The following is a 24,583-nucleotide window of genomic DNA, read 5'->3' as shown; positions in this document are numbered from 1 at the left end:
CCGGGGCCGCAAGGATCGTTGCCGAAGCTCACGGTCGCCGGGCTCGGATGAGGGGAGGTGTGCCGGGCGGATCAGGCGGGGCCGCTGTCGGGTTCGAAGCGGACGACGATGGATTTGGAAGTGGGGGTGTTGCTGAACTCGGCGACCGAGTCGAGCGGGACCAGCACGTTCGTCTCGGGGTAGTACGCGGCGGCGCAGCCGCGGGCGGTCGGGTAGTGGACGATCTTGAAATGGGGCGCGCGGCGGTCGCCGTCGGTCCATTCGCTGACGAGGTCGCGGTAGTCGCCGTCCGTCAGGCCGAGTTCGGCGGCGTCGTCGGGGTTGACGAGGACGACGCGGCGGCCGTCGTGGATGCCGCGGTAGCGATCGTTGAGTCCGTAGATGGTGGTGTTGAACTGGTCGTGGCTGCGCAGGGTCTGGAGCAGCAGTCGGCCCGGACCGGCCTCGGGTGAGGTCACCGGGTTGACGGTGAAGTTGGCTTTGCCGGTGGCCGTGGGGAAGACGCGTTCGTCGCGCGGCGCGTGCGGGAGTGCGAACCCGCCGGGCACGCGGGCGCGGGCGTTGTAGTCGGCGAAGCCGGGGACGACCCGCTCGATGCGGTCGCGCACGCGGTCGTAGTCGGCGGTGAACTCCTCCCAGGGGACCTCGTCGGCGTCGCCGAAGACGGCGCGGGCGAGCCCGGCCACGATCGCGACCTCGCTGCGCATGTGCGGACTGAGCGGCGCGACGCCGCCGCGGGACGAGTGGACGATCCCCATCGAGTCCTCGACGGTCACGAACTGCTCATGGAACCGGTCGGCGGTGGCGGCAGCAGAGGTGGAGGCGGAAGCGGCAGCGGAGGTGGAAGCGGCAGCGGTGGCGGCGCCGTCGGTGCGAGCGGGGTGTTCCGGCGAGGTCGGGTCGGTCGCCGAGGCCGGACCGGTCGGCGCGGCTGAGTCGGCTGGTGAGGCCGGCACGGCCGGGGTAGTCGGTGAAGCAGGTGCGACAGGTGCAGCCGAGCCGGCCGAAGCCGGTGCGGCCGGTGAAGCCAGCGCGGCCAGGTCGGCCGGCAGGGCGGCCTGCATGTCGATGTCGGTGCGGCCGAGGGCCGGGAGGATGAGGGCTCGGGCGCCGGTGACGGCGTGCGAGCGGTTCAGCTTCGTGGAGACGTGCACGGTGAGGCGGCAGCCGCGCATGGCGTCCTCGGTGGCGGTGGTGTCGGGGGTGGCGGCGACGAAGTTGCCGCCCATGGCGACGAAGACCTTGACGCGGCCGTCGCGCATGGCGCGGATCGTGTCGACCGTGTCGAGGCCGTGGTCGCGGGGCGGCTTGAAGTCGAACTCGGCGCCGAGGGCGTCGAGGAAGCGGTCGGGCATCCGCTCCCAGATGCCCATCGTGCGGTCGCCCTGCACGTTGGAGTGGCCGCGCACCGGGCAGACGCCCGCACCCGGGCGTCCGATGTTGCCGCGCAGGAGAAGGAAGGAGACGATCTCGCGAATGGTGGGGACCGCGTGCTGGTGCTGGGTCAGGCCCATCGCCCAGCAGACGACGATCTTGTCGGCGGCCAGGACCATGCCGAGCAGGCGTTCGATCTGCTCCAGGGGCACGCCGGTGCGGCGGACGGCGTCGGCGAGGACGGTGTCGTCGTCGCCCTCGGCGTGGGCGGCGGCGAAGGCGTCGAAGCCGTGGGTGTACCGCTCGATGAAGTCGTGGTCGATGACGTCGGGCGAGATGGCCGCGGCGCGCAGGAGCATCCGGTTGAGGAGGCTGAACAGGGCGAGGTCGCCGCCGACCTTGATCTGGAGGAACAGGTCGGTGAGCTCGGTGCCGCGCCCGGCGAGCCCGCGGGCGGTCTGCGGGTTCTTGAAGCGCTGGAGTCCGGCCTCGGGAAGGGGGTTGACCGTCGCGATCTTGGCCCCGGCGTGCTTGGCCTTCTCCAGGGCCGTGAGCATCCGCGGGTGGTTGGTGCCCGGGTTCTGCCCGGCGACGATGATGAGGTCGGCCTGGTACAGGTCGTCGAGGAGGACGCTGCCCTTGCCGATGCCGATGGTCTCGGCCAGCGCCGACCCCGAAGATTCATGGCACATATTAGAACAATCCGGAAGATTGTTCGTGCCGAGCTTGCGGGCGAGGAGCTGGTAGAGGAACGCGGCCTCGTTGCTGGTGCGGCCGGAGGTGTAGAACGCGGCCTCGTCGGGGCTGTCGAGGGAGGTGAGTTCGTCTGCGATGAGCGCGAAGGCGTCGTCCCAGCCGATGGGCGTGTAGTGGGTCGCGCCTTCGGCGAGGTAGACGGGTTCGGTGAGGCGGCCCTGCTGGCCGAGCCAGTACCCGGACCTGTCGGCGAGTTCGGCGACGGGGTGGGCGGCGAAGAACGCGGGGTCGACGCGCAGGCGGGTGGCCTCTTCGGCGACGGCTTTGGCGCCGTTCTCGCAGAACTCGGCGGGGTGGCGGTGGAGGGGTTCGGGCCAGGCGCAGCCGGGGCAGTCGAAGCCGCCGGTCTGGTTGATGTCGCGCAGGAGCGGCAGGCCGCGTTTGATCCCGGCCTGCGATCCGACGAACCGGACCGAGTTGAGCACGGCGGGCAGGCCGACGGCGTGGTCCTTCGGGCGGTGGACGGTGGGGGCGTCCTGGGCGGGGTCGGAGTCGGGAGCCTTGCTCATCGGGCCAGTGTAGGCCCGGCGGCGGCCGGCCACGGCGGAACAAGGCGCGGGACGGCCGGTAATCGCCGCAGCGTAACGGGGCGCATCATGAGCGGTAAGCCGAGTCGATGAGGAGGGAAGGACCCGCGCGTGGCGGAGCGGATAGCGCGCTGCGTGGTACGGGATCACCGCGCACACCCATGGGGCGGCCCGGGTGTCGGCGGAGTTCCCGGAAGCCGTCCCGTCGGGTCGCGCGGCCACTTCGGGTCGCCCCACCAGTTCGGGGTGTCCTCCGCGGGGGTGACGAATCGGGGCGAGAGCGGATGAAATCCCAGTTCAGCGGGTATCGGGGCGAATCAGCGCGGACTGTCCGGGGTCGGGTGCCCAGGTAGGCTGAGCCCGGCGGATCGGCGCGCGTCCTCTATTGCGGACCCGCGTGCGCGTCCTCAATGGAAGGCGGTCGGATGCACAGGTCGGAACCGGAGCCCCCCGGTGGCGGGCGCCTGCACGGGAGGCTGCTCCAGATCCTCGGGGCGTTCTCGGGTGTGGTGGCGCTCGTGGCGATGTGGCAGCTCGGGGTGTTCGGCGGCGGGTCCGACCGGGAGCCGGTGAGCGCGGTGGACGCGGCGACCACGACCGAGTGGCCCTCGGGCGCGGCCGAGAGTTCGAGTGCCGCGGCCGCGGCGGAGGCGTCGAGTTCGGCGCTGGAGTCGCCCTCGGCGTCCGCCACCCCCACCGAGTCCGCCTCCCCGTCGCACGCGCCCACGACCGGCGCCCCGCACTCCGAAGACGAAGCGCCCGAGGAGGAAGAGGAGCACGAAGAGGAGGAGGCGCCCGCGGAGGCGTACTCCTGCGTCGCGTACCTCTCCCTCGACGACGAGTGGCAGGACACCGTGGACGTGTCGGTGGAGGTCGTCAACACCGGCGGCGAGCGGCTGGGCTACTGGGAGATCGACCTGGACCTGGACGACGCCGACATCTACCACCACTGGAACATGGAGGACCTCGGCCGCGACTGGTACGGCGCCGAGAACTGGAACGCGCGCCTCGACCCCGGCGAGGACACGGTGACGGGCTTCCAGGCGGAGGTCGAGTGGGACTTCGACCTGCCGTCGTCGGTCCCCTGCACGGCCAGCGAATAACCTCCCTGCTCGGCCCCGATGGGCGATAGGCTCGCTCAAAGTGGTTTGGAGGCGGTCATGACCGAGTTCGAGCACGTCCAGGTGGTCACCACCACCGATTCGGCGGAGTCCGCGACCCTGTTGGCGCGCAGCGCCGTCGAGGGCCGCCTGGCCGCCTGCGCGCAGGTCTTCGGGCCGCTGTGCAGCGTCTACTGGTGGGAGGGCAAGGTCGACACCGCGCAGGAGTGGCGGGTCGTCCTGAAGACGACGGCCGACGCCTACCCCGATCTGGAGGCCCACATCAGGGACGGCCACGGCTACGAGGTCCCCGAGGTGGTCATGCTCCCGATCACGGCCGGGAACCCGGCCTATCTGGAGTGGATCACGGCCGAGACCGCCGGCCGCCCCTGAGCGGGACGGCCGGAGCCGTTGCGGCTCAAGCGGCCTGGAGGCCGAAGCCGTACGCGAAGAGCGGGTCGTAGTCGGCGTCGCCGACGTTGAGCGGTTCGTCCGCGATCAGGCGCGGCCAGCTGACGGGCAGGCGCCCGTCGTAGGGGGTCGCGCCGAAGAGCGGGTCGGCCACGCCCGCGCCCTCGCTGCCGGGGAGCCAGGCGGCGACGAGTGCGTCGACGCCGTCGAGGTGCGCTTCGATCTCGATGGGCCGCCCGGAGACGACGAGGACGACGCAGTCGACCGCGGCGCAGACGGTGTGGATCGCGGCGGCGTCGTCTTCGGAGACGGCCATGTCGTGCTCGCCCGCGCCCGCGTCACCGACGCCTTCCGCGTAGGGGTCCTCGGCGACGACGACGATGCCGACGTCGGCGCCCGCGAGGGGTTCGGAGGCGTCCTCGCTGAAGGTGACCGCCGCGTTCGGCGCGGCCTCCTGGATGCCGGCGAGGATCGTGGTGCCCTGGGTGGGCGGGTTGAGCGAGCCCTGCCAGGAGGCGGTCCAGCCGCCGGTCTGGCGGCCGATGGAGTCGGCGCCGGAGCCCGCGACGTAGAGGTTCTCGGTGCCGGTGAGCGGGAGGAGGTCGCCGTCGTTGCGCAGCAGGGTCTGCGAGGCCGCGGCGGCTTCGCGGGCGACGTCGCGGTGCTCGTCGGAGCCGATCGCGGCGGCGCCGGCGGTGTCGGCGTAGGGCTGCTCGAAGAGGCCGAGCGCGAACTTCTGGCCGAGAATGCGGGAGACGGCGTCGTCGATGCGGTCCTCGCCCACCTCCCCTGATGCCACTTCGGACAGGAGCGTGGAGGTGAACCCCTGGTACTCGAACGGGACCATGACCATGTCGATGCCGGCGTTGATCGAGGCGCGCACGGCCTCGGCGTAGTCGGCGCTGACCTGGTCGACCGCCTGCCAGTCGGAGACGACGATCCCGTCGAAGCCCAACTCGCCCTTGAGGACGTCGGTGATGAGGTACTCGTCGGCGTGGACCTTGAGCGGGCCCTCGCCGAGGTCGGTGGAGGAGAACGAGGCCATCACGGAGCCGACGCCCGCGTCGACGGCGGCCTGGAAGGGCGCCAGGTGGATCGCGCGCAGCTCCTCCTCGCTCATCGTGGTCACGCCCTGGTCGAGCTGGTAGTCCTCGGTGGTGGAGGTGCCGTACGCGGTGCCGCCGTCGGCGACGTAGTGCTTGGCGGTGGCGAGCACGCTCGTGTTCGCGGTCAGGTCCTCGCCCTGGTAGCCCGCGACGACGGGCCCGGCGTACTCGATCGCGAGGCCCGGGTCCTCGCCGTAGGACTCGTAGGTGCGGCCCCAGCGGCTGTCGCGCGCGACGCACACGCACGGCGCGAAGGTCCAGTGGATGCCGGCGGCGCGGGTCTCGGCGGCGGTGACCTCGGCGGCGCGCCCGGCGAGGTCCGCGTCGTGGGCGGCGCCGAGCCCGATGTTGTGCGGGAAGACGACCGCGCCGGGGATCGCGGTGTTGCCGTGGACGGCGTCGATGCCGTACATGAGCGGGATGCCCAGGCGCGTCTCCATGGCCTCGGCCTGGTAGCCGTCGATCATGGCGGCCCATTCCTCGGCGGTCGCGAAGAGCGCTTCGGAGCCGCCGTTGAGGAGGGAGCCGATGCCGTACTCGGCGACGTCGGACGGCGACCCTTCGACCGCGCCGACGGTCACCTGGGTCATCTGGCCGACTTTCTCCTCGATCGTCATGCGGCCCAGCAGGTCCTCGACGCGCTCGTCGATCGGGAGGCTCGCGTCGAGGTAGTCGCCGTTCCCGTCGGCCGGTCCGTCGTCGGCGCCGGGCACGACGAGGAGGACGGTGACGACGGCCGCCGCGAGGGCGACGGCCAGTGTGGACCAGAGGACCGCGGGGCGGCGGAGGAGTTCGGGCAGGCTCGCGCCCATGGTTCGGCTCCTTGAGGGGTGAGCGGGTGGACAGGGCCCCAACCGTGTCCTACAGTAACGGAAGAGCGCTCCCACGTCCATCGCGAACGCGGAGTCGTGAACGCGGAGTGTTGCCGCACCGGGTCGCGACTGTTATGTTGGGTGACCCAACTAACCCCTCGGGGCCGGTCGCCCGGTCGTGCCCCGGTGACCCCTAGGAGCACACGTGCGACGACGCACTCTCGCCGCTTCACTCGGCGCTGCCGCAGTGGCGGCCGCGGCCGTTCCCGGCACCGCCGCGGCCAAAGCGGGCGGCCGCTGCGAGGACGACTACATCTGGCGCAACGCCGTGGTCAACGGCGGCGGCTACGTCCCCGGCATCGTCTTCAACGAGACCGAGGCCGATCTCGTCTACGCCCGCACCGACATCGGCGGCCTCTACCGCTGGAAGGAGGGCTCGCAGACCTGGAAGCCCCTGCTCGACTGGGTCGGCTGGGACCGCTGGGGCTACACCGGCGTCGTGTCGGTCGCGACCGACCCCGTCCAGCCCCGCCGCCTCTACGCGGCCGTCGGCACCTACACCAACGACTGGGACCCCAACAGCGGCGCGGTCCTCTACTCCGGCGACTACGGCGACACCTGGGGCGTCGCCGAGCTGCCGTTCAAGCAGGGCGGCAACATGCCCGGCCGCGGCATGGGCGAACGGCTCGCCGTGAGCCCCTTCGACAACGCCACCGTGTACCTCGGGACCCCGAACGGCAACGGTCTGTGGCGCTCCACCGACCACGGCCGCCATTGGTCCGAAGTGGAGTCATTCCCCAACCCCGGGAACTTCGTGCAGGACCCCTCCGGGGACTACTCCGACGACAACCAGGGCGTCCTGTGGATCGACTTCGACCTCGCCGGCGAGCGGGTCTACGTCGGCGTCGCCGACCCCGACGACCCGCTGTACGTCTCCGCCGACCACGGCGCGACCTGGCAGCCCGTCCCCGGCGCCGCCGCGGCCCTCGGCCGCGCCGACGGCAACCGGACCATCCCCAAGCAGGCCGCGTTCGACCACGAGAACGGCCACCTGTTCGTCGCCACCGGCTGGGACCCTGGGCCCTACAACGGCGCCCCGGCCTCGGGCCGCGGCGGCTCGGTCGCGCGGCTGTCGCTCGCCACGGGCGAGTGGACCGACGTGACCCCGGCCTACAACCCGATCGGCACGATCCCCGGCTTCGGGGGCCTCACCGTCGACCGCAAGGCCCCCGGCACCCTCATGGTCGCGACCCAGAACAACTGGTGGCCCGACGAGATCCTCTACCGCTCCACCGACTCCGGCGCGACCTGGGAGACGAGCTGGGACTACGTGTGGGACGCGAACTGGTCCTGGCCGCCGGCCCGCACCGACCGCTTCGACATGGACCCCGCCGGGAGCGCGTGGCTCTCGTTCGGCAACGCGGACGACGGGCCCGCGTACGCGGTCAAGCACGGGTGGATGATCGACGCGCTCGCCATCGACCCGCACGACTCGGACCGGATCATGTGGGGCACCGGCGCCACGATCTGGGGCACCGAGTCGCTGACCCGCTGGGACGCCCAGGGCGCGCTGGTCGGCTGGGACTCCGTCGCGGGACACCAGATCGCGCTCCCGATCGAGCCGTTCACCGTCGCTGTGCGGGTCGAGGGCCTGGAGGAGACCGCGGTGCAGGACATCGCGGCCCTCGGCGGGACCGTCGTCTCGGCGACGGGCGACCTCGGCGGGTTCGTGCAGACCGACCTCGGCGAGGCGGGCGTGCAGATCCGCCGTCCGAACTGGACGTCGGGCCGCGGCGTCGACTTCGCGGGCCTGGACCCGCGGGTCGTGGTCGGGACCGGTGACGTCGAGGGCGAGACGGACGGCCACGTGGGCGTCTCCACCGACGGCGGCGCCACCTGGCTGACCACGGCCCGCCTCGACGGGATCGCGGGCGGCGCGAACGCCGGGTCGGTCGCGGTGAGCGCCGACGGCGCGGTGATCGTCTGGTCCCCCGGGAACGGCACGACCGCACCGGTGTTCAGCACCGACTTGGGGCGGACGTGGACGCCCGTGGACGGGCTCCCGGCGGGCGCGCTCGTGCGCGCGGACCGGGCGAACGCGAACCGCGTCTACGCCTTCGCGGCCGGTACGTTCTACGCCAGCACCAACGGCGGTCTCGCGTTCGCGGCCACTCGGGCCACCGGGCTCCCGGCGTCCGGGCCCGTGGACTTCCGGGCCGTGCCCGGCAGGCGCGGGCACCTGTGGCTGGTCGGCGGCGAGGCCGACGCGGCCTACGGCATGTGGCGCTCGTCCGACGGCGGCGCCACTTGGCGCCGGGTGCGGGACTTCGCGGAGGCCGACGCGGTCGGGTTCGGCAAGGCGCGCAACCGGCACGGGTACCCGACGGTCTTCACGTCGGCGAAGGCCGGGGGCGTGCGCGGCATCTGGCGCTCCACGGACGAGGGCCGCAACTGGGTCCGCGTGAACGACGACGCGCACCAGTGGGGCTGGACCGGGAAGGCGGTCTCCGGCGACCCGGACGTGTACGGCCGGGTGTACATCGCCACGAACGGCCGCGGCCTGATCTACGGCGACATCGCCGACTGAGACCCGCCCGGGTGCGCCGCAGGGGTCAAGGCCGGCGACGCACCCGGGCGAGGAGTCCGAACACGGCGGCGGTGACCAGCACGTACGCGAGGACGAGGACCGCGGCATCGGGCGCGGCCTCGACGTTCCAGCCGGTATCGCGGCCCTCGCTCGCGAAGACCAGGCGGTTCACGGTGAGGAACACCAGGTGGAGAGCGATGCTGGCCCACAGTGAACCGGTGGCGATGCGGGCGGCGAGGAGCGCGGTGCCGAAGCAGGCCAGCAGGATCACGTAGGTGACGGGGTCGGTGCCGGCCGGGGCGAGCAGGAGCCCGTCGGGTTCCTGCCCCAGCGCGAGCGCGGTGAGCGAGGCCGCGGCCGAGGTCGGGACCATGATGAGGCAGAACAGCAGGAGCGTCCCGAGGAACGCGGCCGTGCGGGCGCCGCGGCGGCGCAGCGTGGTGAACGCGTAGCCGCGGAAGACGAGTTCTTCGAGGAGGGCTTCGAGACCGAACGCGATGAGCGCGTTCAGGACCAGGAAGCGCGCGAGGTCGCCGCCGTCGACGGCGCCGAACTCGATCCAGCCGGCCAGGGCCGCCGGGGTGATGACGAGGACCGCGGCGCCACCGGTGACGATGGCACCCATGGCGAGGCCGCGGGCGGCGTCTCCGGCCGGGCCGAGGCCGAGCGCGGCGAGCGGGCGCCGGTCGACCCTGCCGTTGAGCCACACGATGAACGCGGTGACGGTCGTGCCCACGATGAGCGCGGCGAGGGCCTGGCGGCCGGTGCGGCCGAGCCCCCACTGCTCCCCCAGCGCGGTCGAGACAGGCCCGGCGGCGCCGAGGGCCAGGCCCATCGCGGCCCAGGCGGCCAGCGCGCGCCATGCGAGGGAGCGCCGGTTCGGAACTCCGGTCGGACGTCCGGTCGGGAGCGGTGGCTGCGGCTGTACGGGCCTCGTCGCGGTCATGGGTCCACATTCCCACGGCCGCGGGGGCGCCGCATCGGTCGCAGGTGGGAACCCGGGTTGCGACGAAGGTGGGCACCGGCCTCCGCCGAAGGTCGTCATCCGGGCGTGTCGCAGCGGCGCGGTCGTAGAAACAAGGTCATAAAGGCATGGCCGCGGCGGCGGGACGCCCGGGCCGCGCACCGCGGCCCGGGCCTCCGTCGCTAGTAGACGCTGGAGCCGATCCAGTCGTCGTAACCGTAGCCGACCGGGTCGGCGTAGTTCCGCGCGGCGGGCTTGATCGTTGCGGTGCCGCAGGAGGTGAGGACCAGGTTCGATCCGGTCGCGGCGCTGCTGAACCCGAGGCACAGGTCGGCGTGTCCGGCGGGGTGGATCCCGTTGGCGTCCATGGTGAACTCCTGGTTCAGGCCGCCGTGGCAGTCCCACAGGACGAGCGCGGTGCCGGCCCGGACGCGGCCGCCCTCGACGTCGACGCAGCGGTCGTGCGAGAGCTCCACGTGCAGCGAGCGCTGCGCGGCGTCGTACCAGAAGCCCTGGTTGCGGCCGCCGTGGCAGCCCCAGGAGACGAGGTCGGTGCCGTTGCGCGAGTCGTAGCCCTCGGCGTCCACGCAGAGCCCGGTGCCGGTGTGCCTGAGGTCCTGGAACTCGAAGAGCCCTTCGTAGAGCACGGCGTTGTTCGTGCTCGCCGGGTCGACGCAGGTGGCGGTCTCCCAGTCGGGGTGGTCGTAGAAGTCGGTGATGCACTCGGCGAAGGCCCCGTGCCCGAGGTAGTTGGGGTGCAGGGACTGCCGGAACGCGTGCTCGGAGGGCAGGACGCCGACCTCGACGTACACGCCGCGGGCCCACGGCTGGGCCTCGCAGACGCCGTGCCCGTCGAAGAGGCGCTGCGCGTTGAGGTACCGCACGCCCTTGCCGAGCGCGGCGTCGCGGACGCCGTCTTCGAACAGGGGCACGGCCTTGTTGCGCGCGAAGGCCGCGTCGGCGAGGTAGAGCAGGCACCCGCCGGAGTACCAGCCGGGGAAGTCCGGGTTGTCCTCCACGTCGGGGCCGCCGGGGCTGGGGTAGGACATGACGACCATGTCGTAGTCGGCGGCGAGGTAGCCGGCGTCGGTCATGGTCTGGCGGACCGCGTCGATCGCGGTCTCGACCCCGTCCTCGGTGACCTCGACGCGGGCCTCCCAGTCCTCGGTGTGCTCGTCCCAGCAGGGGCCGAGGAACAGGATGCGGTTGGTGACGCACTCCGTGGCGGTGGGTCCGAACTGGATGCCGCCCTCGTCGTTGGCGCCCACCACGATCCACACGAGCTTGACGTGGGTGTTGCGGGCCTTGATCGCGAGGTTGTCGCCCTGGTTGAGCTCGTCCCACTGGGTGGCGCCGGAGCCCTCGACGAGGTGCGGGGAGGCGCCGCCGGAGCAGGAGACGTTGTACTGGACGTCGCTCTCGATGCCGGCGCGGAAGAGCGCCTGGTCGTAGGAGCGGTCGCACCAGTTGCCGTCGCGGTGGGTGTCCGGGTCGTAGTTGCCGACGCCTTCGCCGGAGATCTCGCTGTCGCCCATGGCGACCAGGGAGGTCTGGCGGTCGTCGAGGGGGCGGATGCCGGGGTCGCCGTACAGGGCCTCGGCCTCGGCGGCGCGGACGGCTTCGAGGCCGGCGGGGAGCGGGACGATGTCGGGGCGCTGCTGGGCCTGGGCCGGGAGCGCGGTGGTCAGGGTGAGGGCGGTGAGCGCCGCGGCGAGTACCGCCGCGGCCGCTCGTCTCCGGGGGTTGGACATGGCAGTCTCCTGTTCGGAAACATGGATGGCCGTCGATGGCCCGTAGTGGTGAGACTACCGTTACCGAACAGTAATGTGAAGATTGTCTGCGTTGTCAGTTCCGGGTCGGCGCGGGCGCCGCGTCAGAGCGCGGCGGCCATGCGGTCGACGGCCTCGGCCAGAATCTCCGGCGAGGTCGCGTAGTTGAGCCGCACGTGGCCCGCGCCGCCGGTCCCGAACGGGAGCCCGGAGTTGAGCGCGACGCGGCCCTTCTCCATGAACACCGCGGCCGGGTCGTCGCCGAGCCCGAGGGCGCGGCAGTCGAGCCAGGCGAGGTACGTGCCCGGCTCGGGCCGGTACCGCACGTCGGGGAGCCGGTCGGCCAGGAGGTCGGCGAGGAGGCGGCGGTTCTCGTCGAGCCCTGCCAGGAGCGCGTCGAGCCAGGGCCCGCCCTCGCGGAACGCGGCGGTGTGGGCGATCGAGCCGAGGTGGCTGATGCTGACGGCCATCTTCTCGGGCATGCGCGCGAGGTCGGCGCGGGCGTCCGTCCCGGCCATCGCGACGGCGCCGCGGAGCCCGGGGAGGTTCCACGCCTTGGCCGCCGAGGTCAGCGCCAGGCCGGCCTCGCCGCCGGCCACCGTCAGGTAGGGGACGAAGCGGGTGCCGGGGGCCACGAGCGGCGCGTGCGCCTCGTCGGCCACGACCCGCACGCCGTAATCGGCGGCAAGGCGCGCGACCCGCTCGAGCTCGGATCTGGTGTGGACGGTCCCGGTCGGGTTGTGCGGGTGGCACAGCAGGTACGCGGCGCGCCCGCCGCGCCCGAGCGCGAGCTCGAAGGCCGCGGCGAGGGCGGCGAAGTCGATGCGCTGGTCCGCGCCCAGCGGGGCCTCGATCACCCTGCGGTCGTTGAAGACCGGGAAGAGGTGGAACGGCGGGTACACGGGGCTGTTGACGACGATCGCGTCGCCGGGCCCGGTGACGGCCTTGAGCATCTCTACCACGCCGAGCATGATGTCGGGCACCGTGCGGACGCGGTCGGGCTCGAGGTCGGTCCAGTGCCAGCGCTCGGCGGCGAAGGCCGCGACGGCCTCGGCGTAGCCGGTGCCCGAGGGGTAGCCGGTGTCGCCGGCGGCGATCGCGTCGGTGACGGCCTTGGCGATCGGCTCGGCCAGGCGGACGTCCATCTCGGCGACCCACAGGGGCAGCACGTCGGGGTCGTAGCGGCGCCATTTCTCGCTGGTGCGCTGGCGGAGCTGGTCGAGAGTGAGCTGCCGGAGCGGGTTGTCGGGCAGCTCGTTCGAGGCATGGGTGGTCGCGCTCATGCACAGAAGGTATCGGAGTTCTGGCGCCGTGTCACCTTGTGCGGGCGGAACTCTCAGCGTGTGCGGTGTCACGGGAACGGCCGCGCCCGAGGCTTGTAGTTCGTACTACGAACTATTATGGTTCGTAGTACGAACTACTTTATCGGAAGAGGCACACCCATGACGCAGCAAGGTCGTACCGTGGCGGTCGTCGGCGGAGGCTACGGCGGCGCCGCCGTCGCGAAGGCCCTGGACGAGCACGCCGACGTGGTGCTCATCGAGCCCAAGGACGCGTTCGTCAACGCCGCCGGCGCGCTCCGCGCCCTCACCCGCCCCGAGGAGTGGGCCGAGCGCATCTTCTTCCCCTACGACGGGTTCCTGCGGCGCGGCACCCACGTGCGCGAGTACGCCGCCGGGGTCGACGCCGGGGGCGTCACCCTCGCTTCCGGCGCGCGCGTCGAGGCCGACTACATCGTGCTGGCGACCGGATCGGGCTACCCGTACCCCGCGAAGACCCGCACCGACGCGGCCGCCGAGGCGGTCGTGCACTTCAAGGAGTCCCACGCCGAGCTGGCCGGGGCCGATCGCGTGCTCATCGCCGGGGCCGGGCCGGTGGGGCTGGAGCTGGCCGGGGAGATCCGCGACGTGTGGCCCGGCAAGCGGATCACCGTGGTCGACCCGGCCCCCGAGCTGCTGCCCGGGTACGCCGAGGAGCTGCGGGCCGAGCTGCACCGGCAGCTGGAGCGGCTGGACGTGGAGGTGCGCCTGGGCGCGGGCCTCGACGCCGAGCCGGACGTGGAGCCGGGCCGGGCCGGGAACGTGCGCGCCGGCGTCGGCGGCGAATCAGTGGAGGCCGACATCTGGTACCGCGCGTACGGCGTCAGCACCAACTCCGGGTTCCTCGGCGACGGCCTGGCGCCCCTGAACGGGCGCGGGCAGCTCCCGGTCACGCCGCTGCTCAATGTGGACGGCCATCCGCACGTGTACGCGGTCGGCGACGTCACCGACGTGCCCGAGGAGAAACGCGCCGGGTCTGCGATGCAGCACGCGGAGGTGGTGGCCGCCAACATCATCGCGCAGGTCGGCGGCGAGGCCCCGACCCGGGAGTACCGGCCGCTGCCGGTCCCGGTGGTGCTGCTCCCCCTCGGCCCCGAGCACGGGGTCGGCCAGATCCCCTCGGAGACCGGACCGTCCATGCTGGACGCCGCTTCGGTGGCGGATTGGAAAGGCCGGGACCTCATGTACGGCAAGTTCGCCGAGCTGTTCGGGCTCGGTTAGGGCTCAGGCTCGGAGTCTGAGTCGGCCGCCGGACCGGCGGTCGGGGCCCCCGTCGCGGCCCGCGGCGGGGGTCCGGTCGCGTCAGGACCCGCCGGACTCGGTGCAGCCCTGGGAGGCCGGGCACTCGGTGAAGACCGGCGGCACCTGGTTGTCGACCACGACGCGGCCGAGCAGGTCGACCAGGGTCGCGCGCTCGGCCTCGGACAGGCTCAGCGGCAGCTCGGCGACCCGGCGGGTGACGTCGTCGTGGAACTCGTCGGCGAGCTGGGCGCCCTTGGCGGTCAGCGCGACCCGCGCGGCCCGGCCGTCCCCGGGGTCGCTCTCGCGGCGCACCAGGTCGCGCTTCTCGCAGCGGTCCACGAGCCCGGAGATGCTCGACTTGGCGAGCCCGAGGGTCTTCGCGAGCTCGAACATGCCGAAGGGCCGGGCCATGATCACGCACAGGAGCTGGGCCTGGGGGACGGTGAGGTCGAAGTGGCGGACGGCGTCGGCGTAGACGGCGTCGACGAGGAACGCCGTGCGCACCAGCGCGGTGCCCATGCCCATCGGTCCGCCCTCGTATTCCTCCATCCCGCAAGCATACTGCGAGGCCAGAGCCGGTGCCGGTGTCGTCGGACACCACTGGGGAGGGGCATCGCACCCCCGGTCCGTTTACCTACCCCTCTCCGGGGAGCGTCCTTCGTTTTTTCGGAAGTGATGGCGTAGGCTTTAGCCACGTCCCGCACCGGCGGCGGGACCGTCCGAGGTCGACCCGTCGCCCGACCTCCCCGGCTGCGCCGCGCCCGCCCGCCGCGATGCGCCTGATCCCCCTGAGAACCGCCCATTCAGCGCCGATTGGATTGCCGTGAACGAAGCAGCCCCCGAATGGCCTCCGCCGGGGATCGATCCCGACGTGCCCTCGACCGCTCGGGTCTACGACGCCATCCTCGGCGGCAGGGACAACTTCAAGGCCGACCGCGAGGCCGCCGAGGTCTTCCTGCACCACATCCCCCAGGCCCGCGAGTGCGCGATCCTCAACCGGACCGCCCTGGTGCGCGGCGTCCAGTACATGGTCCGCAGCGCCGGGATCGACCAGCTCCTCGACATCGGCTGCGGCCTGCCCACGAAGCAGAACACCCACGAGGCCGCCCAGGAGATCAACCCCGAAGCGCGCGTGGTCTACGTCGACAACGACCCGATGGTCCTCTCCCACGGCCGCGCCCTGCTCGCCGACGACCGCACCACCACCGTGGTCACCGCCGACCTGCGCGACCCCGCTGGCGTCCTCGCCAACCCCGAGGTGCGCGCCGCCCTCGACTTCGACCGGCCCGTCGGGCTCATGCTCATCGGCATGATCATGCAGATCGCCGAGGACGAGCACCCCGACGACATCATCGCGGCCCTCATGGAGCCCCTCGCCTCCGGCTCGCACCTGTTCATCACCTCCTGGCCCGACACCGGCGACCCGGCCCAGCACGCGCTCTCGCGCGCCTGCCTCGAATCGCTCGGGAACGGCTGGTGCCGCCCCGTCGAGCGCCTGGAGCGGCACTTCCTCGGGATGCCGCTGGTCGCGCCCGGCCTGGAGTTCGTCTCGCGGTGGTACCCGGAGGACCCCGGGCGCGCCGTCCCCGAGTTCGCGGACATGGAGCCGTACGAGCGGACCCAGATGGCCGCGATCGCCGTCAAGCCCTAGATCCCGCTGGGGCGCAGACCGAACCGACTCTTGACCTAGGTCACGCAGCCACCTGCGGCCGGCATCGCCGGAGCCCAGTAGGCTCGATGCGGACCGCCGGCGCACCACACGCTCCACCGCTGTGCAGCGTGTTCGAGAAGAGAAGAGACCGCCTATGCCCATGCTCGAGATCCGACGGCACAGCAAGCGCAACGGCGACGAGGCCGTCCACCTCTCGCAGGAGGGGGTCGAGCTGGCCCGATGGTCCGGCACCCTCATGGGCCCCTTCCAGACCGTGGCCACCAGCGTCGCCCCGCGGGCGCGCGAGACCGCCATCGCCATGGGATTCGCGGTCACCGTCGAACTCCCGACCCTCCACAACGTGAACGCGTTCCTCCAGGAGTCCCAGGCCGCCACCCACGACGTCGGCGCCCCGTTCACACGGCTCGCGCGCCTCGTCGGGCGCCGCGGCAGCGCGGTCAGCGACTACTCGCACGCGCTCGCCCGCCAGTGGTCCGAACTCCTCGCGCCCCTCGGTCCCGGGGACGCGGCCCTGGTCATCGGGCACGGCGGCCACATCGAATGCGGGCTCGTAGCGCTCTTCCCCGAGGCCGAGCACGACGAATGGGGCCCCCTGTTCGGGTACATGGAGGGCGCGCGGCTCCACTACGACTCGTCCGCCGGGCGCTTCCACGACATCGAGTTCGTCCGGAACTGAACGGCGAGAACCGAACGCACGAAGCGGGGGCCGAGGCAAGCCGGCCCCCGTTCCGCGTTTCTACGGCCGCCCGGTGCGCACGGCCAGGCGCGGCAGGTACCAGACCGCGAGGGCGACCGCGGCCAGCGCGTACGGGATGAGGACCGGGAGCGGGAACCCGTACCCGACGCCCGAGTCCTCGAACTCCAGGTTCGCCAGGGCGTGGACCATGACGCCGGAGCTGAGCATGTCCTGGTAGGTGAGCTGGCTCCAGAACAGGTCCTGCACGTGGACCAGGAGCAGGACCATCGCGGCCAGGAGCGCGAACGGCAGGGCGGCCTTGAGGAACGCGCCCTTCGCCGCCCCCCGCGGGACCCCGTGCTCGACGGCGGCGCGGCGGCGGTCCTCCAGGCCCCAGCACAGGGCCGTGAACAGGAACAGCAGCGGGATCGCGATCCACGCGCGGGGCGGGAACGAGCCGATGACGACCCACTCCCCCTCGTCGGCGACCGCCTGGAGGTGCGCGGCCGCGAGGGGGCCGGTGCCCACGAACAGCCAGGGCGCGAACGGCAGCAGGAGCCAGCGCGAGGCGTCGCCCAGGGGCCGCAGCGCCCCGACCGCGAAGCCGCCGGCCGCGGCCGCGAGGAGGGCGATGCCGGTGGTGACCAGCGGCGGGCCCCAGGTGCGGCGGATGAGGAACCACTGGTCGACGGGCTGGGCGGCGCCCTCGCCGATGCGGGTGAGCCACGGCAGCAGGAAGTAGCCGACGGCCGCGAGCGCGATGAGGAGCACCGCGAGTGCGGGGATCGCGGCGGCCGCGCGGGCCGAGGCCGGCTCGGTCGGCTCCGGTTCGGCGTCGATGCGCACGCGCGCGGCGGCGAAGAGGACCGCCGCGCCGATCCCGAGGACCGCGAGGATCACCAGGAGCAGCACGGACTTCGCGGTGCCGAGGCCGACGTCGAGGCCGGTGCGCACGCCTTCGAAGACCTGCCGCAGCGGCACGGGCGCCTCGGCGGGCAGGCCGCTGATCGTGCCGTACGCGAACGTCTGGAGCGCGACGGCGGCCAGCGCGATCGCGGTCAGGCCCGCGGTCGCCGCGAGCGCGCCGGTCCGCCTGCCCTCCCCGCGCAGGGCCGCGAGGCAGGCCAGGACGCCGGTGCCGATGACGACGCCGGAGACGAGCAGCGGCCAGTCGTAGACCGTCGCCTCGGTGTCGCGCTCGCTGACGACGCGCTCGATGAGCCACGCGGTGGTCAAGGCCGCGGGCGCGAACGAGAGCGCCGCGAGCGTCCAGGCCACGCGGGACACCGCGCGGACGGCGGGCCCGGCCCGGTGGATCAGGAGCGCGAGCATCGGCGCGATGACGGCCCCGCCGAGGACCAGCAGTCCGGTCGGTCCCAGGAGGTGTGCGACCCCGTCCCAGAACAGTCCTTCCTCGGCGATCCGATCGTAGTTCGCACCACCGACATCATCGAGCCCGTCGAGGCCGATGCCCGCCTGCGTGCTCAGCTGCACCGTCCGGATCGTCGGCAGCACGTACGCGATCACCAAGGCGGCCAATGGGATCAACAGCAGTGTGAAACCGCCCGCCCCGCGGGCCGCGTCGCTGCGTGGCTGCACTTGGGGCGGCGGCGGGAACTGCGTGGCCGGCGGAGGCGGCAGCGGCCAGCGCGGCTGCACCTGCTGGAACGAGAGGGTGGCGTCGTCGGGGGGCGGCGTCCCCGCTCCCGGGGGAAGGGCCATGGGGGCTCCTGCGGATGATGAGGGATGTAGGAGAACTCTGTATCACGCGGACTCCGGGGCGAATCGCGCGGTGGCGACTACAAGAGACTCCTATTGGGACTCGTTTGACGCATGTGAACTGGGAAGTCGATTCGGAGCCCGCACTGTGACCGCATTGCCGCCGACGCGGCATCGGAGTCGAGAAGGGCAATCGATTGCTGTGGTGACTCCCACGTACCGCAATCGCGTTGCGCGCCGCGCCGCCCGGGTGCTTTGATCGGGTCATGTCGGATACCGCGCACTTCCTGGCGTTCGTCGCCGCCTCGCTCGTCCTGATCCTCATCCCGGGGCCCTCGGTCATGTTCACCATCAGCCGGGCGCTCATCTACGGTCGGCGGCAGGCGGTGCTCACCGCGTGGGGGAACGCGGCCGGGACGTTCTGCGCGTCGGCGCTCGCGGCGGTGGGGCTGGGGGCGCTGATCAGCGAGTCGGCGCTGGCGTTCGCGATCGTGAAGTACGCGGGCGCGGCGTACCTGGTCTACCTGGGCGTCAAGGCGCTCCGGGACCGGAAGGGCCTGATGGGGCCGGCCGACGACGAGCCGGCGGCGCCGAAGCGGACGCTCGCGACCGTGGCGGAGGGCTTCCTGGTGGGGCTGCTCAACCCGAAGTCGATCCTGTTCTTCCTGGCGATCCTGCCGCAGTTCGTGGACCCGGCCTCGGGCTCGGCGACGGTGCAGATGCTCGTCCTCGGTGGCACGTTCGCGGTCCTCGCGGCGGCGTGCGACTCGGTGTGGGGCCTGGTGGCCTCGGCCGCGCGCGACGTCTTCCGCCGCCCGCGCCCCAAGCGCATCCTCGCCAACACGGGCGGCACCGCCCTGATCGGCCTGGGCATCGCCGCCGCGGCTGGCGAGCGCGCCTGACCGGTGCTCCGAGCCGCCCGGCGCGGGCGGCTCGGCCGTTCCCGACGCCGACGCGCCGGGCGGCCTCGCGCTTTCCGGTACCGGCCCAGGGCGCTTTGGGAGCGCTTGCACATCGATGAACATAGATGTATGGTGTGTGGACCCTCACCGCGATCCCCATCATCTCCTCCGGCTCGCGCGGCCCGCTCCGAGGACCGCAACGACGCCCCCGGCAGCGTCCAGAGAGGTCTCCATGTCCACACTCATCCTCCCCCGCATGCGAAGAGGACTGATCGCGGCGGCGGCCGCGGTCGTCGTCGCCGCGGTCGCGCTCGTCGCGGTCATGGCGCCCCGGCCCGCCAGCGCGGCGAGCCTCACCGAGATCACCGGCTTCGGGACGAACCCGAGCAACCTCCAGATGTACCTGTACGTCCCGGACGACGTCGATCCCGAACCGGCCCTGGTCGTCGGCATCCACTACTGCACCGGCTCGGGTCCGGCGTTCTACTCGGGCACCGAGTGGGCGCAGCTCGCCGACCAGTACGGGTTCATCGTGCTGTACCCGTCGGTGACGCGGTCGAGCAAGTGCTGGGACGTGTCGTCCCAGGCGTCGCTGAACGGGACCGGCTCGGACTCGGTGGGCATCAAGTCGATGATCGACTGGGTGTTCGCGAACTACGACGTGAACGAGGACGAGGTGTACTCGACCGGCGTCTCGTCGGGCGCGATGATGACCAACGTGATGCTGGCGAACTACCCGGACCTGTTCGAGGCGGGGGCGTCGTTCTCGGGCGTGCCGTTCACGTGCTTCGCCACGACCGACGGCTCGGAGTGGAACTCGCAGTGCTCGAACGGGCAGATCAACCGGACGCCGGCCCAGTGGGGCGACGCGGTCCGGGCGGTGAACGCCGGGTACACGGGCGAGTGGCCGCGGATGCAGATCTGGCACGGCACCGGGGACACGACGCTGTACTACCAGAACTTCCAGGAGCAGATCGACCAGTGGACTAACGTCCACGGCACCGACCAGACCCCGGACCTCTCGGACACGCCGCAGGCGAACTGGAACCGGACCCGCTACGGCGGCACCGGTTCCCAGCCGGCGGTCGAGGCGATCAGCCTCCAGGGGGTCGGGCACAACCTGTACGTGTGGGGGATGGCCTCGAAGGCGCTGGAGTTCTTCGGGTACGACACCGATGTGGACCCGACGACCTCGCCGACCGACCCGGTCACGACGCCCACGGGCGGGCCGACCGGCGGGTGCTCGGCCGTGATCAAGGTCGTGAGTTCATGGAACTCCGGCTGGCAGGCGAACGTCGACGTGACGGCGGGCGCGGCGGCCATCTCCGGGTGGCGGCTGACGTGGACCTGGCCGGGCGGGCAGGCGATCTCCAGCCACTGGAACGCGACGGTCACGACCAGCGGATCGTCTGTCACGGCAACGGATGTCGACTGGAACGGCACGGTCGCGGCGGGCCAGACGAAGACCTCCGCGTGGGGCTTCATCGGCAGCGGATCGTCGGCGACACCGGCGGTGACCTGCACACCTGCTTGATTCACACCCCCGACGCGTTCGGGTGCCGGGCCGCACTGCGGCCCGGCACCCGAACGCGTCCAGTCCGGCCGGTCGGACCGGTGACCCGGGAAACTGAGGAACGCGGGAAACCGGAGAAGCGTGTGACCCAGTGCGGACGACAGGCCCGCGGGGTCCGGCTCCCGTCCTAAACTGTCCTGGCGCGTCGGCCCAGAAGGCCCGGCGCGGTCGGCTCGGCGATGCCGCCGGGCCGCGGGACACGATTGGAGCCGCCGGACATGACCGAGTTTCCGCCCGAGGTCCTCGACCGGTTCGCCGGTGTGGGGATGGACCTTGAGAAGCTGTTCTCCGCAGGGGAACTGGGCTCGCGCATGGGCATCGACGTGGTCGAGGCGGCGCCCGAGCGGGTGGTGGCGCGGATGGCGGTGGAGGGGAACCGGCAGCCGTACGGGCTGCTCCACGGCGGGGCTTCGGCGGTGATAGCCGAGACGCTGGGGTCGATCGGTGCGATGCTCCACGCCGGGCCCGGCCGCATCGCGGTCGGCGTGGACCTCAACGTGACGCACCACCGCGCGGCCCGCTCCGGCACGGTCACCGGCATCGCCACCCCGATCCACCGCGGCCGCTCGACCGCGACCTACGAGATCATCATCAGCGACGAGGAGGACCGGAGAATCTGCACCGGCCGCCTCACCTGCATGATCCGCGACGCCCCCGAGGCTTGAGGGCGGCGCATCGGGAGCGTCTCGGCGGTTCTACGCATTTCAGACATCCGCAGGCACCCCCGGATCAACAGTGCCCGGTCGGTATGACATTCGAGCGGTTGCGGACTTACCTTGCAAAACGCGTGGGCTGCACGGAATTCTCGCGCCTCGCGGCGTTGGCTTTCGGGAGCGTCACGGCGCGTCTTTGCAAATCGGACATTCGCAGGCGCCCCCGATGTAATCGTGCGCCTCGGGTCCGACACTTCGATGCCAGCAGATCGTGGAGCGGGGAAAGCCCGTTCCACGGTGAGTTCCGCTCGAATACGACCGCCGCCCTCGCCGCCCTCGCCGCCCTCGCCGCCCTCGCCGCCCTCGCCGCCCTCGCCGCCCTCGCCGCCCTCGCCGCCCTCGCCGAGCGATGGTGCCGTTTCGGGATCGCGCCGTGGCCGGTGGCATGTCACATGTGACATGCCACCGGCCATGGCGTGTTGCGTTACTTCAGGAGGGTCTGCATGGTGCCGAAGTCGACGCCGCCGTCTCCTGCGTCGTAGGAGTCGGATTCGAGGAGGGTGGTCGTGGCGCGGCGGGCCGCCGCGTAGGCCGCTGCGGCGAGGCCGGGGCCGAGGCTGATTCGGGAGACGCCGAGCTTTGCCAGCGCGGAGGGCGCGGGGGCTCCGGGGCCGGCCATGATGTTGAGCGGCAGGCTGATCGCGTTGACCAGGGCGGTGATCGTCTCGGGGTCGGTGACTCCGGGCACGAAGATACCGTCGACGCCCGCCTCGGTGTAGGCGGCGGCGCGTTCGATCGTGGCGGCAAGGCGGGTCTCGGGCTCGCCGATGCCCGCGAGGTAGATGTCGATGCGGGCGTTGATGAACAGGTCGGCGCCCGCCCCTTCACGAGCGGCGGCCAAGCGCTCGGCCTGGTCGGTCAGCGGGCGGAGCGAACCGGGCTGGTCGGCGATTGAGTCCTCGATGTTCACGCCGACGGCGCCCGCCGAGGCGACCGCCGCGAGGGTCTTGCGGACCCCCTTCGGGGTCCGGCCGAACCCGGACTCGATGTCGGCGGTGACCGGCACGTCGACCGCGCGCACGACGCGCTCGACCACGCCCACGGCCGCATCGCGGTCGAGGTGGTCCCCGTCGGGTCGCCCGAGGCTCCAGGCGACGCCCGCGCTGGTGGTGGCGATCGCGGCGGCGCCCGCATCGGCGATGACAGCCGCACTGCCGGCGTCCCAGCAGTTCGGCAGGAGCAGCGGCGGAGTGGTGGTGTGGAGGGCGCGGAACCGCGCGGCCTTGTCGTTCGTCATGCCCGTAATCAAACCAGCGGTGTCGCTTTATGTCTGGCCAGAATTCGACACCACCGTCCGACCGCAGATCAGGACTGGAATCGGGACTTGGATCGCGACCGTGCTCGGGTCGTCGGCTATCACCGGGCCGGTCCCGGGGTCGGGCACAAGCCTGATGCGGGACCCGTCGCGGGCATTCGCTCCCCGCTCCTGCCGCCTCTCCTGTCGGGTGCCGCAGCGCTTCGCGCTGCGGCACCCGGCAGAGCGCTCCACGGACCGTGGCACGGCCGGTCCAACCTCGGCATCGATATATCTCCCTATACGCCCCGGCTGACCGCATCAACCGATCGGTTGATCGCGATGATCAACCGCGCCTTCAGCTTCGCGGCCGATGCCCCGCGGTCCGATCCTTGCGAATCTTGTCTCACACGAAGCAAGGAGGCCACCATGGCGATCATCGAGGTCAAGGACCTGGTCAAGCACTACGGAACCCAGAAGGCCGTCGACGGCGTGTCGTTCACTGTGGACGAAGGGGAGATCTTCGGCATCCTCGGTCCGAACGGCGCGGGCAAGACCACGACCGTCGAGTGCACCGAGGGCCTGCGCACCCCCGACTCCGGGACGGTCTCGGTCATGGGCCTCGACCCCCACCGGGACGCCAAGGAGCTCAAGCAGGTCCTCGGCATCCAGCTCCAGGAGAGCCGCCTCCCCGACCGGCTCCGCGTCGGCGAGGCCCTGGACCTCTACCGGTCCTTCTACCGCAACCCGGCCGATCCCGCCAAGCTCATCGACTCACTCGGCCTGGGCGCCAGGGTGAAGACCCCCTACGGGAAGCTCTCCGGCGGCCAGCAGCAGCGCCTCTCCATCGCGCTCGCGCTCATCGGCAACCCCCGCGTGGCGGTCCTCGACGAGCTCACCACCGGTCTCGACCCGCAGGCCCGCCGCGACACCTGGGAGCTGATCGAGCAGGTCCGCGACTCGGGCGTCACGATCATCCTGGTCACCCACTTCATGGACGAGGCCGAGCGCCTGTGCGACCGCCTCGCGGTCATCGACTCCGGCAAGGTCGTCGCCGTCGACACCCCCGCCGGCCTCACCGCCCGCGTCAGCGCCGAGCAGCGCGTCCGCTTCCGCCCCTCCGCGGAGTTCGCCGACGCCCTGCTGCTCGACCTCCCCGAGGTCGCCGCGGTCGAGCGCAACGGCGCCCAGGTCATCGTCTCCGGGAGCGAGAACCTGCTCCAGGCGGTGGCGTCGGTCCTGGCCCGCAACCAGATCGTGGCCGCGGACCTCCGCGTCGAACAGGTGAGCCTGGACGACGCGTTCGTGGCCCTCACCGGCAAGTCCATCGAGAACTGAAGCCCCGCGACCACTCCCCCGCCAACTCCCGCGAACGCAAAGGAAGTCCCCCGATGTCAGCGCTCCTGAAACTCGTCCAGACCGAGATGCGGCTCTTCGTCCGCGACCCCGTCTCGTTCACCCTCGGCCTGCTCCTCCCCGCCGTGCTCCTCATCGGTCTCGGCGCCGTCCCGATCCTGCGCGAGCCCTCGCCGGACATGGACGGGGTCCGCTTCATCGACTACTTCGCGCCGTCGGTGATCGTCATGTCGGTCGCGGTCATCGGCCTCACCAGCCTCCCGGCCGTCATGGCCGGCTACCGCGAGCAGGGCATCCTGCGCCGCATGCAGACCACCCCCGTGCATCCCGTGAAGCTCCTCGCCGCGCAGCTCATCGTGAACCTGCTCGCCGCACTGGTCGCCACCGTCCTGGTGGTCGTCTCCGGCCGCCTCGTCTTCGACGTCCCGCTGCCGGGCAACCCCTTCGGGTTCGCCGTCGCGTTCGTGCTCGGGATCGGGGCGGTCTTCGCCCTGGGTATGCTGGTGGCGGCCGTGGCGCCCACCGCCCGCGCGGCCTCCGGGATCGCGACCGTCCTGTTCATGACGGTCATGTTCTTCGGCGGCGTGTACCTCCCCCGGTTCATGCTCCCCGAGGCCGTCGCCCGCATCGGCGACTACGTGCCGCCGGGCGTGCAGTCGCTGCTGGACACCTGGAACGGCGACGCCCCCGACGTCGTGCAGCTCCTGGTCCTGGCCGCGGTCGCCCTGGCGGCCGGTGCCGGTGCGGCCCGAATGTTCAAGTGGGAGTAGT

General features: G+C 72.0%; 19 protein-coding genes. 11 read left to right on the top strand and 8 right to left on the bottom strand.

Annotation, left to right across the window (positions count from 1 at the left end):
* Positions 1–71: 71 nt before the first annotated feature.
* Positions 72–2,639, bottom strand: coding sequence for an FdhF/YdeP family oxidoreductase (locus tag BLS99_RS27190; RefSeq protein ID WP_245712386.1), 2,568 nt, complete (start codon positions 2,637–2,639; stop codon positions 72–74).
* A 443-nt stretch (positions 2,640–3,082) separates the two neighbouring features.
* Here BLS99_RS27190 and BLS99_RS23360 point away from each other — a divergent pair, with 443 nt between their 5' ends.
* Together BLS99_RS23360 and cutA are read left to right on the top strand one after the other, a co-directional pair.
* On the top strand, positions 3,083–3,760 hold the full coding sequence (locus tag BLS99_RS23360) for a cellulose binding domain-containing protein (RefSeq protein ID WP_091054149.1): 678 nt from the start codon (positions 3,083–3,085) through the stop codon (positions 3,758–3,760).
* Between the two features lie 57 nt (positions 3,761–3,817).
* A complete protein-coding gene (gene cutA, locus BLS99_RS23355) occupies positions 3,818–4,150 on the top strand; it encodes a divalent-cation tolerance protein CutA (protein ID WP_091054148.1) in 333 nt (110 codons plus the stop codon).
* A gap of 25 nt (positions 4,151–4,175) precedes the next feature.
* On the opposite strand, the gene BLS99_RS23350 is transcribed toward cutA, so the two are convergent.
* A complete protein-coding gene (locus tag BLS99_RS23350) occupies positions 4,176–6,086 on the bottom strand; it encodes a glycoside hydrolase family 3 protein (RefSeq protein ID WP_091054147.1) in 1,911 nt (636 codons plus the stop codon).
* Positions 6,087–6,291: 205 nt separating this feature from the next.
* On the opposite strand from BLS99_RS23350, the gene BLS99_RS23345 reads away from it, so the two are divergent.
* Positions 6,292–8,673, top strand: coding sequence for a xyloglucanase (locus BLS99_RS23345; RefSeq protein WP_143034927.1), 2,382 nt, complete (start codon positions 6,292–6,294; stop codon positions 8,671–8,673).
* A 25-nt stretch (positions 8,674–8,698) separates the two neighbouring features.
* Here BLS99_RS23345 and BLS99_RS23340 read toward each other — a convergent pair whose 3' ends face one another.
* The 3 genes from BLS99_RS23340 to BLS99_RS23330 all read right to left on the bottom strand — a co-directional run bounded on the left by BLS99_RS23340 (position 8,699) and on the right by BLS99_RS23330 (position 12,689).
* Positions 8,699–9,619 carry a CPBP family intramembrane glutamic endopeptidase gene (locus BLS99_RS23340; RefSeq protein ID WP_176953502.1) on the bottom strand — a complete coding sequence of 307 codons (921 nt, stop codon included), beginning with the start codon at positions 9,617–9,619 and terminating at the stop codon, positions 8,699–8,701.
* A 200-nt stretch (positions 9,620–9,819) separates the two neighbouring features.
* A complete protein-coding gene (locus BLS99_RS23335; RefSeq protein WP_091054144.1) occupies positions 9,820–11,388 on the bottom strand; it encodes a ricin-type beta-trefoil lectin domain protein in 1,569 nt (522 codons plus the stop codon).
* A 122-nt stretch (positions 11,389–11,510) separates the two neighbouring features.
* On the bottom strand, positions 11,511–12,689 hold the full coding sequence (locus BLS99_RS23330) for a MalY/PatB family protein (RefSeq protein WP_091054143.1): 1,179 nt from the start codon (positions 12,687–12,689) through the stop codon (positions 11,511–11,513).
* A 159-nt stretch (positions 12,690–12,848) separates the two neighbouring features.
* On the opposite strand from BLS99_RS23330, the gene BLS99_RS23325 reads away from it, so the two are divergent.
* Positions 12,849–13,946, top strand: a complete 1,098-nt coding sequence (locus BLS99_RS23325; RefSeq protein WP_091054142.1) for an NAD(P)/FAD-dependent oxidoreductase — start codon at positions 12,849–12,851, stop codon at positions 13,944–13,946.
* Between the two features lie 81 nt (positions 13,947–14,027).
* Here the strand turns inward: BLS99_RS23325 and BLS99_RS23320 are convergent, their stop codons facing one another.
* Complete coding sequence (locus BLS99_RS23320; protein WP_218126819.1) at positions 14,028–14,516, bottom strand: MarR family winged helix-turn-helix transcriptional regulator; 489 nt, start codon at positions 14,514–14,516, stop codon at positions 14,028–14,030.
* A 274-nt stretch (positions 14,517–14,790) separates the two neighbouring features.
* Between BLS99_RS23320 and BLS99_RS23315 the strand changes: the two genes are divergently transcribed.
* Both BLS99_RS23315 and BLS99_RS23310 read left to right on the top strand, forming a co-directional pair.
* On the top strand, positions 14,791–15,618 hold the full coding sequence (locus tag BLS99_RS23315) for an SAM-dependent methyltransferase (protein WP_176953501.1): 828 nt from the start codon (positions 14,791–14,793) through the stop codon (positions 15,616–15,618).
* 160 nt (positions 15,619–15,778) lie between these two features.
* On the top strand, positions 15,779–16,315 hold the full coding sequence (locus tag BLS99_RS23310) for a histidine phosphatase family protein (RefSeq protein WP_143034926.1): 537 nt from the start codon (positions 15,779–15,781) through the stop codon (positions 16,313–16,315).
* Between the two features lie 60 nt (positions 16,316–16,375).
* On the opposite strand, the gene BLS99_RS23305 is transcribed toward BLS99_RS23310, so the two are convergent.
* Positions 16,376–18,037: a sugar ABC transporter permease gene (locus BLS99_RS23305; RefSeq protein WP_143034925.1), complete on the bottom strand. Its 1,662-nt coding sequence runs from the start codon at positions 18,035–18,037 to the stop codon at positions 16,376–16,378.
* Positions 18,038–18,300: 263 nt separating this feature from the next.
* On the opposite strand from BLS99_RS23305, the gene BLS99_RS23300 reads away from it, so the two are divergent.
* The 3 genes from BLS99_RS23300 (at position 18,301) to BLS99_RS23290 (ending at position 21,174) form a co-directional block, all read left to right on the top strand.
* Positions 18,301–18,936 (top strand): LysE family translocator, encoded by a 636-nt coding sequence (locus tag BLS99_RS23300; protein ID WP_091054137.1) that lies wholly within the window; start codon positions 18,301–18,303, stop codon positions 18,934–18,936.
* A 256-nt stretch (positions 18,937–19,192) separates the two neighbouring features.
* On the top strand, positions 19,193–20,470 hold the full coding sequence (locus BLS99_RS23295) for an extracellular catalytic domain type 1 short-chain-length polyhydroxyalkanoate depolymerase (RefSeq protein WP_218126818.1): 1,278 nt from the start codon (positions 19,193–19,195) through the stop codon (positions 20,468–20,470).
* Positions 20,471–20,727: 257 nt separating this feature from the next.
* A complete protein-coding gene (locus BLS99_RS23290; protein ID WP_091054135.1) occupies positions 20,728–21,174 on the top strand; it encodes a PaaI family thioesterase in 447 nt (148 codons plus the stop codon).
* A gap of 472 nt (positions 21,175–21,646) precedes the next feature.
* Here the strand turns inward: BLS99_RS23290 and BLS99_RS23280 are convergent, their stop codons facing one another.
* Positions 21,647–22,459: an isocitrate lyase/PEP mutase family protein gene (locus tag BLS99_RS23280; RefSeq protein WP_091054133.1), complete on the bottom strand. Its 813-nt coding sequence runs from the start codon at positions 22,457–22,459 to the stop codon at positions 21,647–21,649.
* Between the two features lie 426 nt (positions 22,460–22,885).
* Here BLS99_RS23280 and BLS99_RS23275 point away from each other — a divergent pair, with 426 nt between their 5' ends.
* Together BLS99_RS23275 and BLS99_RS23270 are read left to right on the top strand one after the other, a co-directional pair.
* Positions 22,886–23,794 carry an ABC transporter ATP-binding protein gene (locus BLS99_RS23275; RefSeq protein ID WP_091054132.1) on the top strand — a complete coding sequence of 303 codons (909 nt, stop codon included), beginning with the start codon at positions 22,886–22,888 and terminating at the stop codon, positions 23,792–23,794.
* A 53-nt stretch (positions 23,795–23,847) separates the two neighbouring features.
* Positions 23,848–24,582, top strand: a complete 735-nt coding sequence (locus BLS99_RS23270; protein ID WP_091054131.1) for an ABC transporter permease — start codon at positions 23,848–23,850, stop codon at positions 24,580–24,582.
* The last annotated feature ends 1 nt before the right edge of the window (position 24,583 follow it).

Origin of the sequence: Glycomyces sambucus, assembly GCF_900102815.1 — a bacterium.
In the GTDB taxonomy this organism is placed as follows: Bacteria; Actinomycetota; Actinomycetes; order Mycobacteriales; family Micromonosporaceae; genus Glycomyces; species Glycomyces sambucus.
This window is presented reverse-complemented; position numbering and strand designations above follow the sequence as displayed.

What these genes read in the sequence shown, in the direction of transcription:
- BLS99_RS23325 (WP_091054142.1), top strand. Translation starts at nt 12,849, where the DNA reads ATGACGCAGCAAGGTCGTACCGTGGCGGTCGTCGGCGGAGGCTACGGC.
- BLS99_RS23305 (WP_143034925.1), bottom strand. Translation starts at nt 18,037, where the DNA reads ATGGCCCTTCCCCCGGGAGCGGGGACGCCGCCCCCCGACGACGCCACC.
- BLS99_RS23360 (WP_091054149.1), top strand. Translation starts at nt 3,083, where the DNA reads ATGCACAGGTCGGAACCGGAGCCCCCCGGTGGCGGGCGCCTGCACGGG.
- BLS99_RS23350 (WP_091054147.1), bottom strand. Translation starts at nt 6,086, where the DNA reads ATGGGCGCGAGCCTGCCCGAACTCCTCCGCCGCCCCGCGGTCCTCTGG.
- cutA (WP_091054148.1), top strand. Translation starts at nt 3,818, where the DNA reads ATGACCGAGTTCGAGCACGTCCAGGTGGTCACCACCACCGATTCGGCG.
- BLS99_RS23275 (WP_091054132.1), top strand. Translation starts at nt 22,886, where the DNA reads ATGGCGATCATCGAGGTCAAGGACCTGGTCAAGCACTACGGAACCCAG.
- BLS99_RS27190 (WP_245712386.1), bottom strand. Translation starts at nt 2,639, where the DNA reads ATGAGCAAGGCTCCCGACTCCGACCCCGCCCAGGACGCCCCCACCGTC.
- BLS99_RS23290 (WP_091054135.1), top strand. Translation starts at nt 20,728, where the DNA reads ATGACCGAGTTTCCGCCCGAGGTCCTCGACCGGTTCGCCGGTGTGGGG.
- BLS99_RS23300 (WP_091054137.1), top strand. Translation starts at nt 18,301, where the DNA reads ATGTCGGATACCGCGCACTTCCTGGCGTTCGTCGCCGCCTCGCTCGTC.
- BLS99_RS23280 (WP_091054133.1), bottom strand. Translation starts at nt 22,459, where the DNA reads ATGACGAACGACAAGGCCGCGCGGTTCCGCGCCCTCCACACCACCACT.
- BLS99_RS23270 (WP_091054131.1), top strand. Translation starts at nt 23,848, where the DNA reads ATGTCAGCGCTCCTGAAACTCGTCCAGACCGAGATGCGGCTCTTCGTC.
- BLS99_RS23340 (WP_176953502.1), bottom strand. Translation starts at nt 9,619, where the DNA reads ATGACCGCGACGAGGCCCGTACAGCCGCAGCCACCGCTCCCGACCGGA.
- BLS99_RS23320 (WP_218126819.1), bottom strand. Translation starts at nt 14,516, where the DNA reads ATGGAGGAATACGAGGGCGGACCGATGGGCATGGGCACCGCGCTGGTG.
- BLS99_RS23330 (WP_091054143.1), bottom strand. Translation starts at nt 12,689, where the DNA reads ATGAGCGCGACCACCCATGCCTCGAACGAGCTGCCCGACAACCCGCTC.
- BLS99_RS23295 (WP_218126818.1), top strand. Translation starts at nt 19,193, where the DNA reads ATGCGAAGAGGACTGATCGCGGCGGCGGCCGCGGTCGTCGTCGCCGCG.
- BLS99_RS23335 (WP_091054144.1), bottom strand. Translation starts at nt 11,388, where the DNA reads ATGTCCAACCCCCGGAGACGAGCGGCCGCGGCGGTACTCGCCGCGGCG.
- BLS99_RS23310 (WP_143034926.1), top strand. Translation starts at nt 15,779, where the DNA reads ATGCTCGAGATCCGACGGCACAGCAAGCGCAACGGCGACGAGGCCGTC.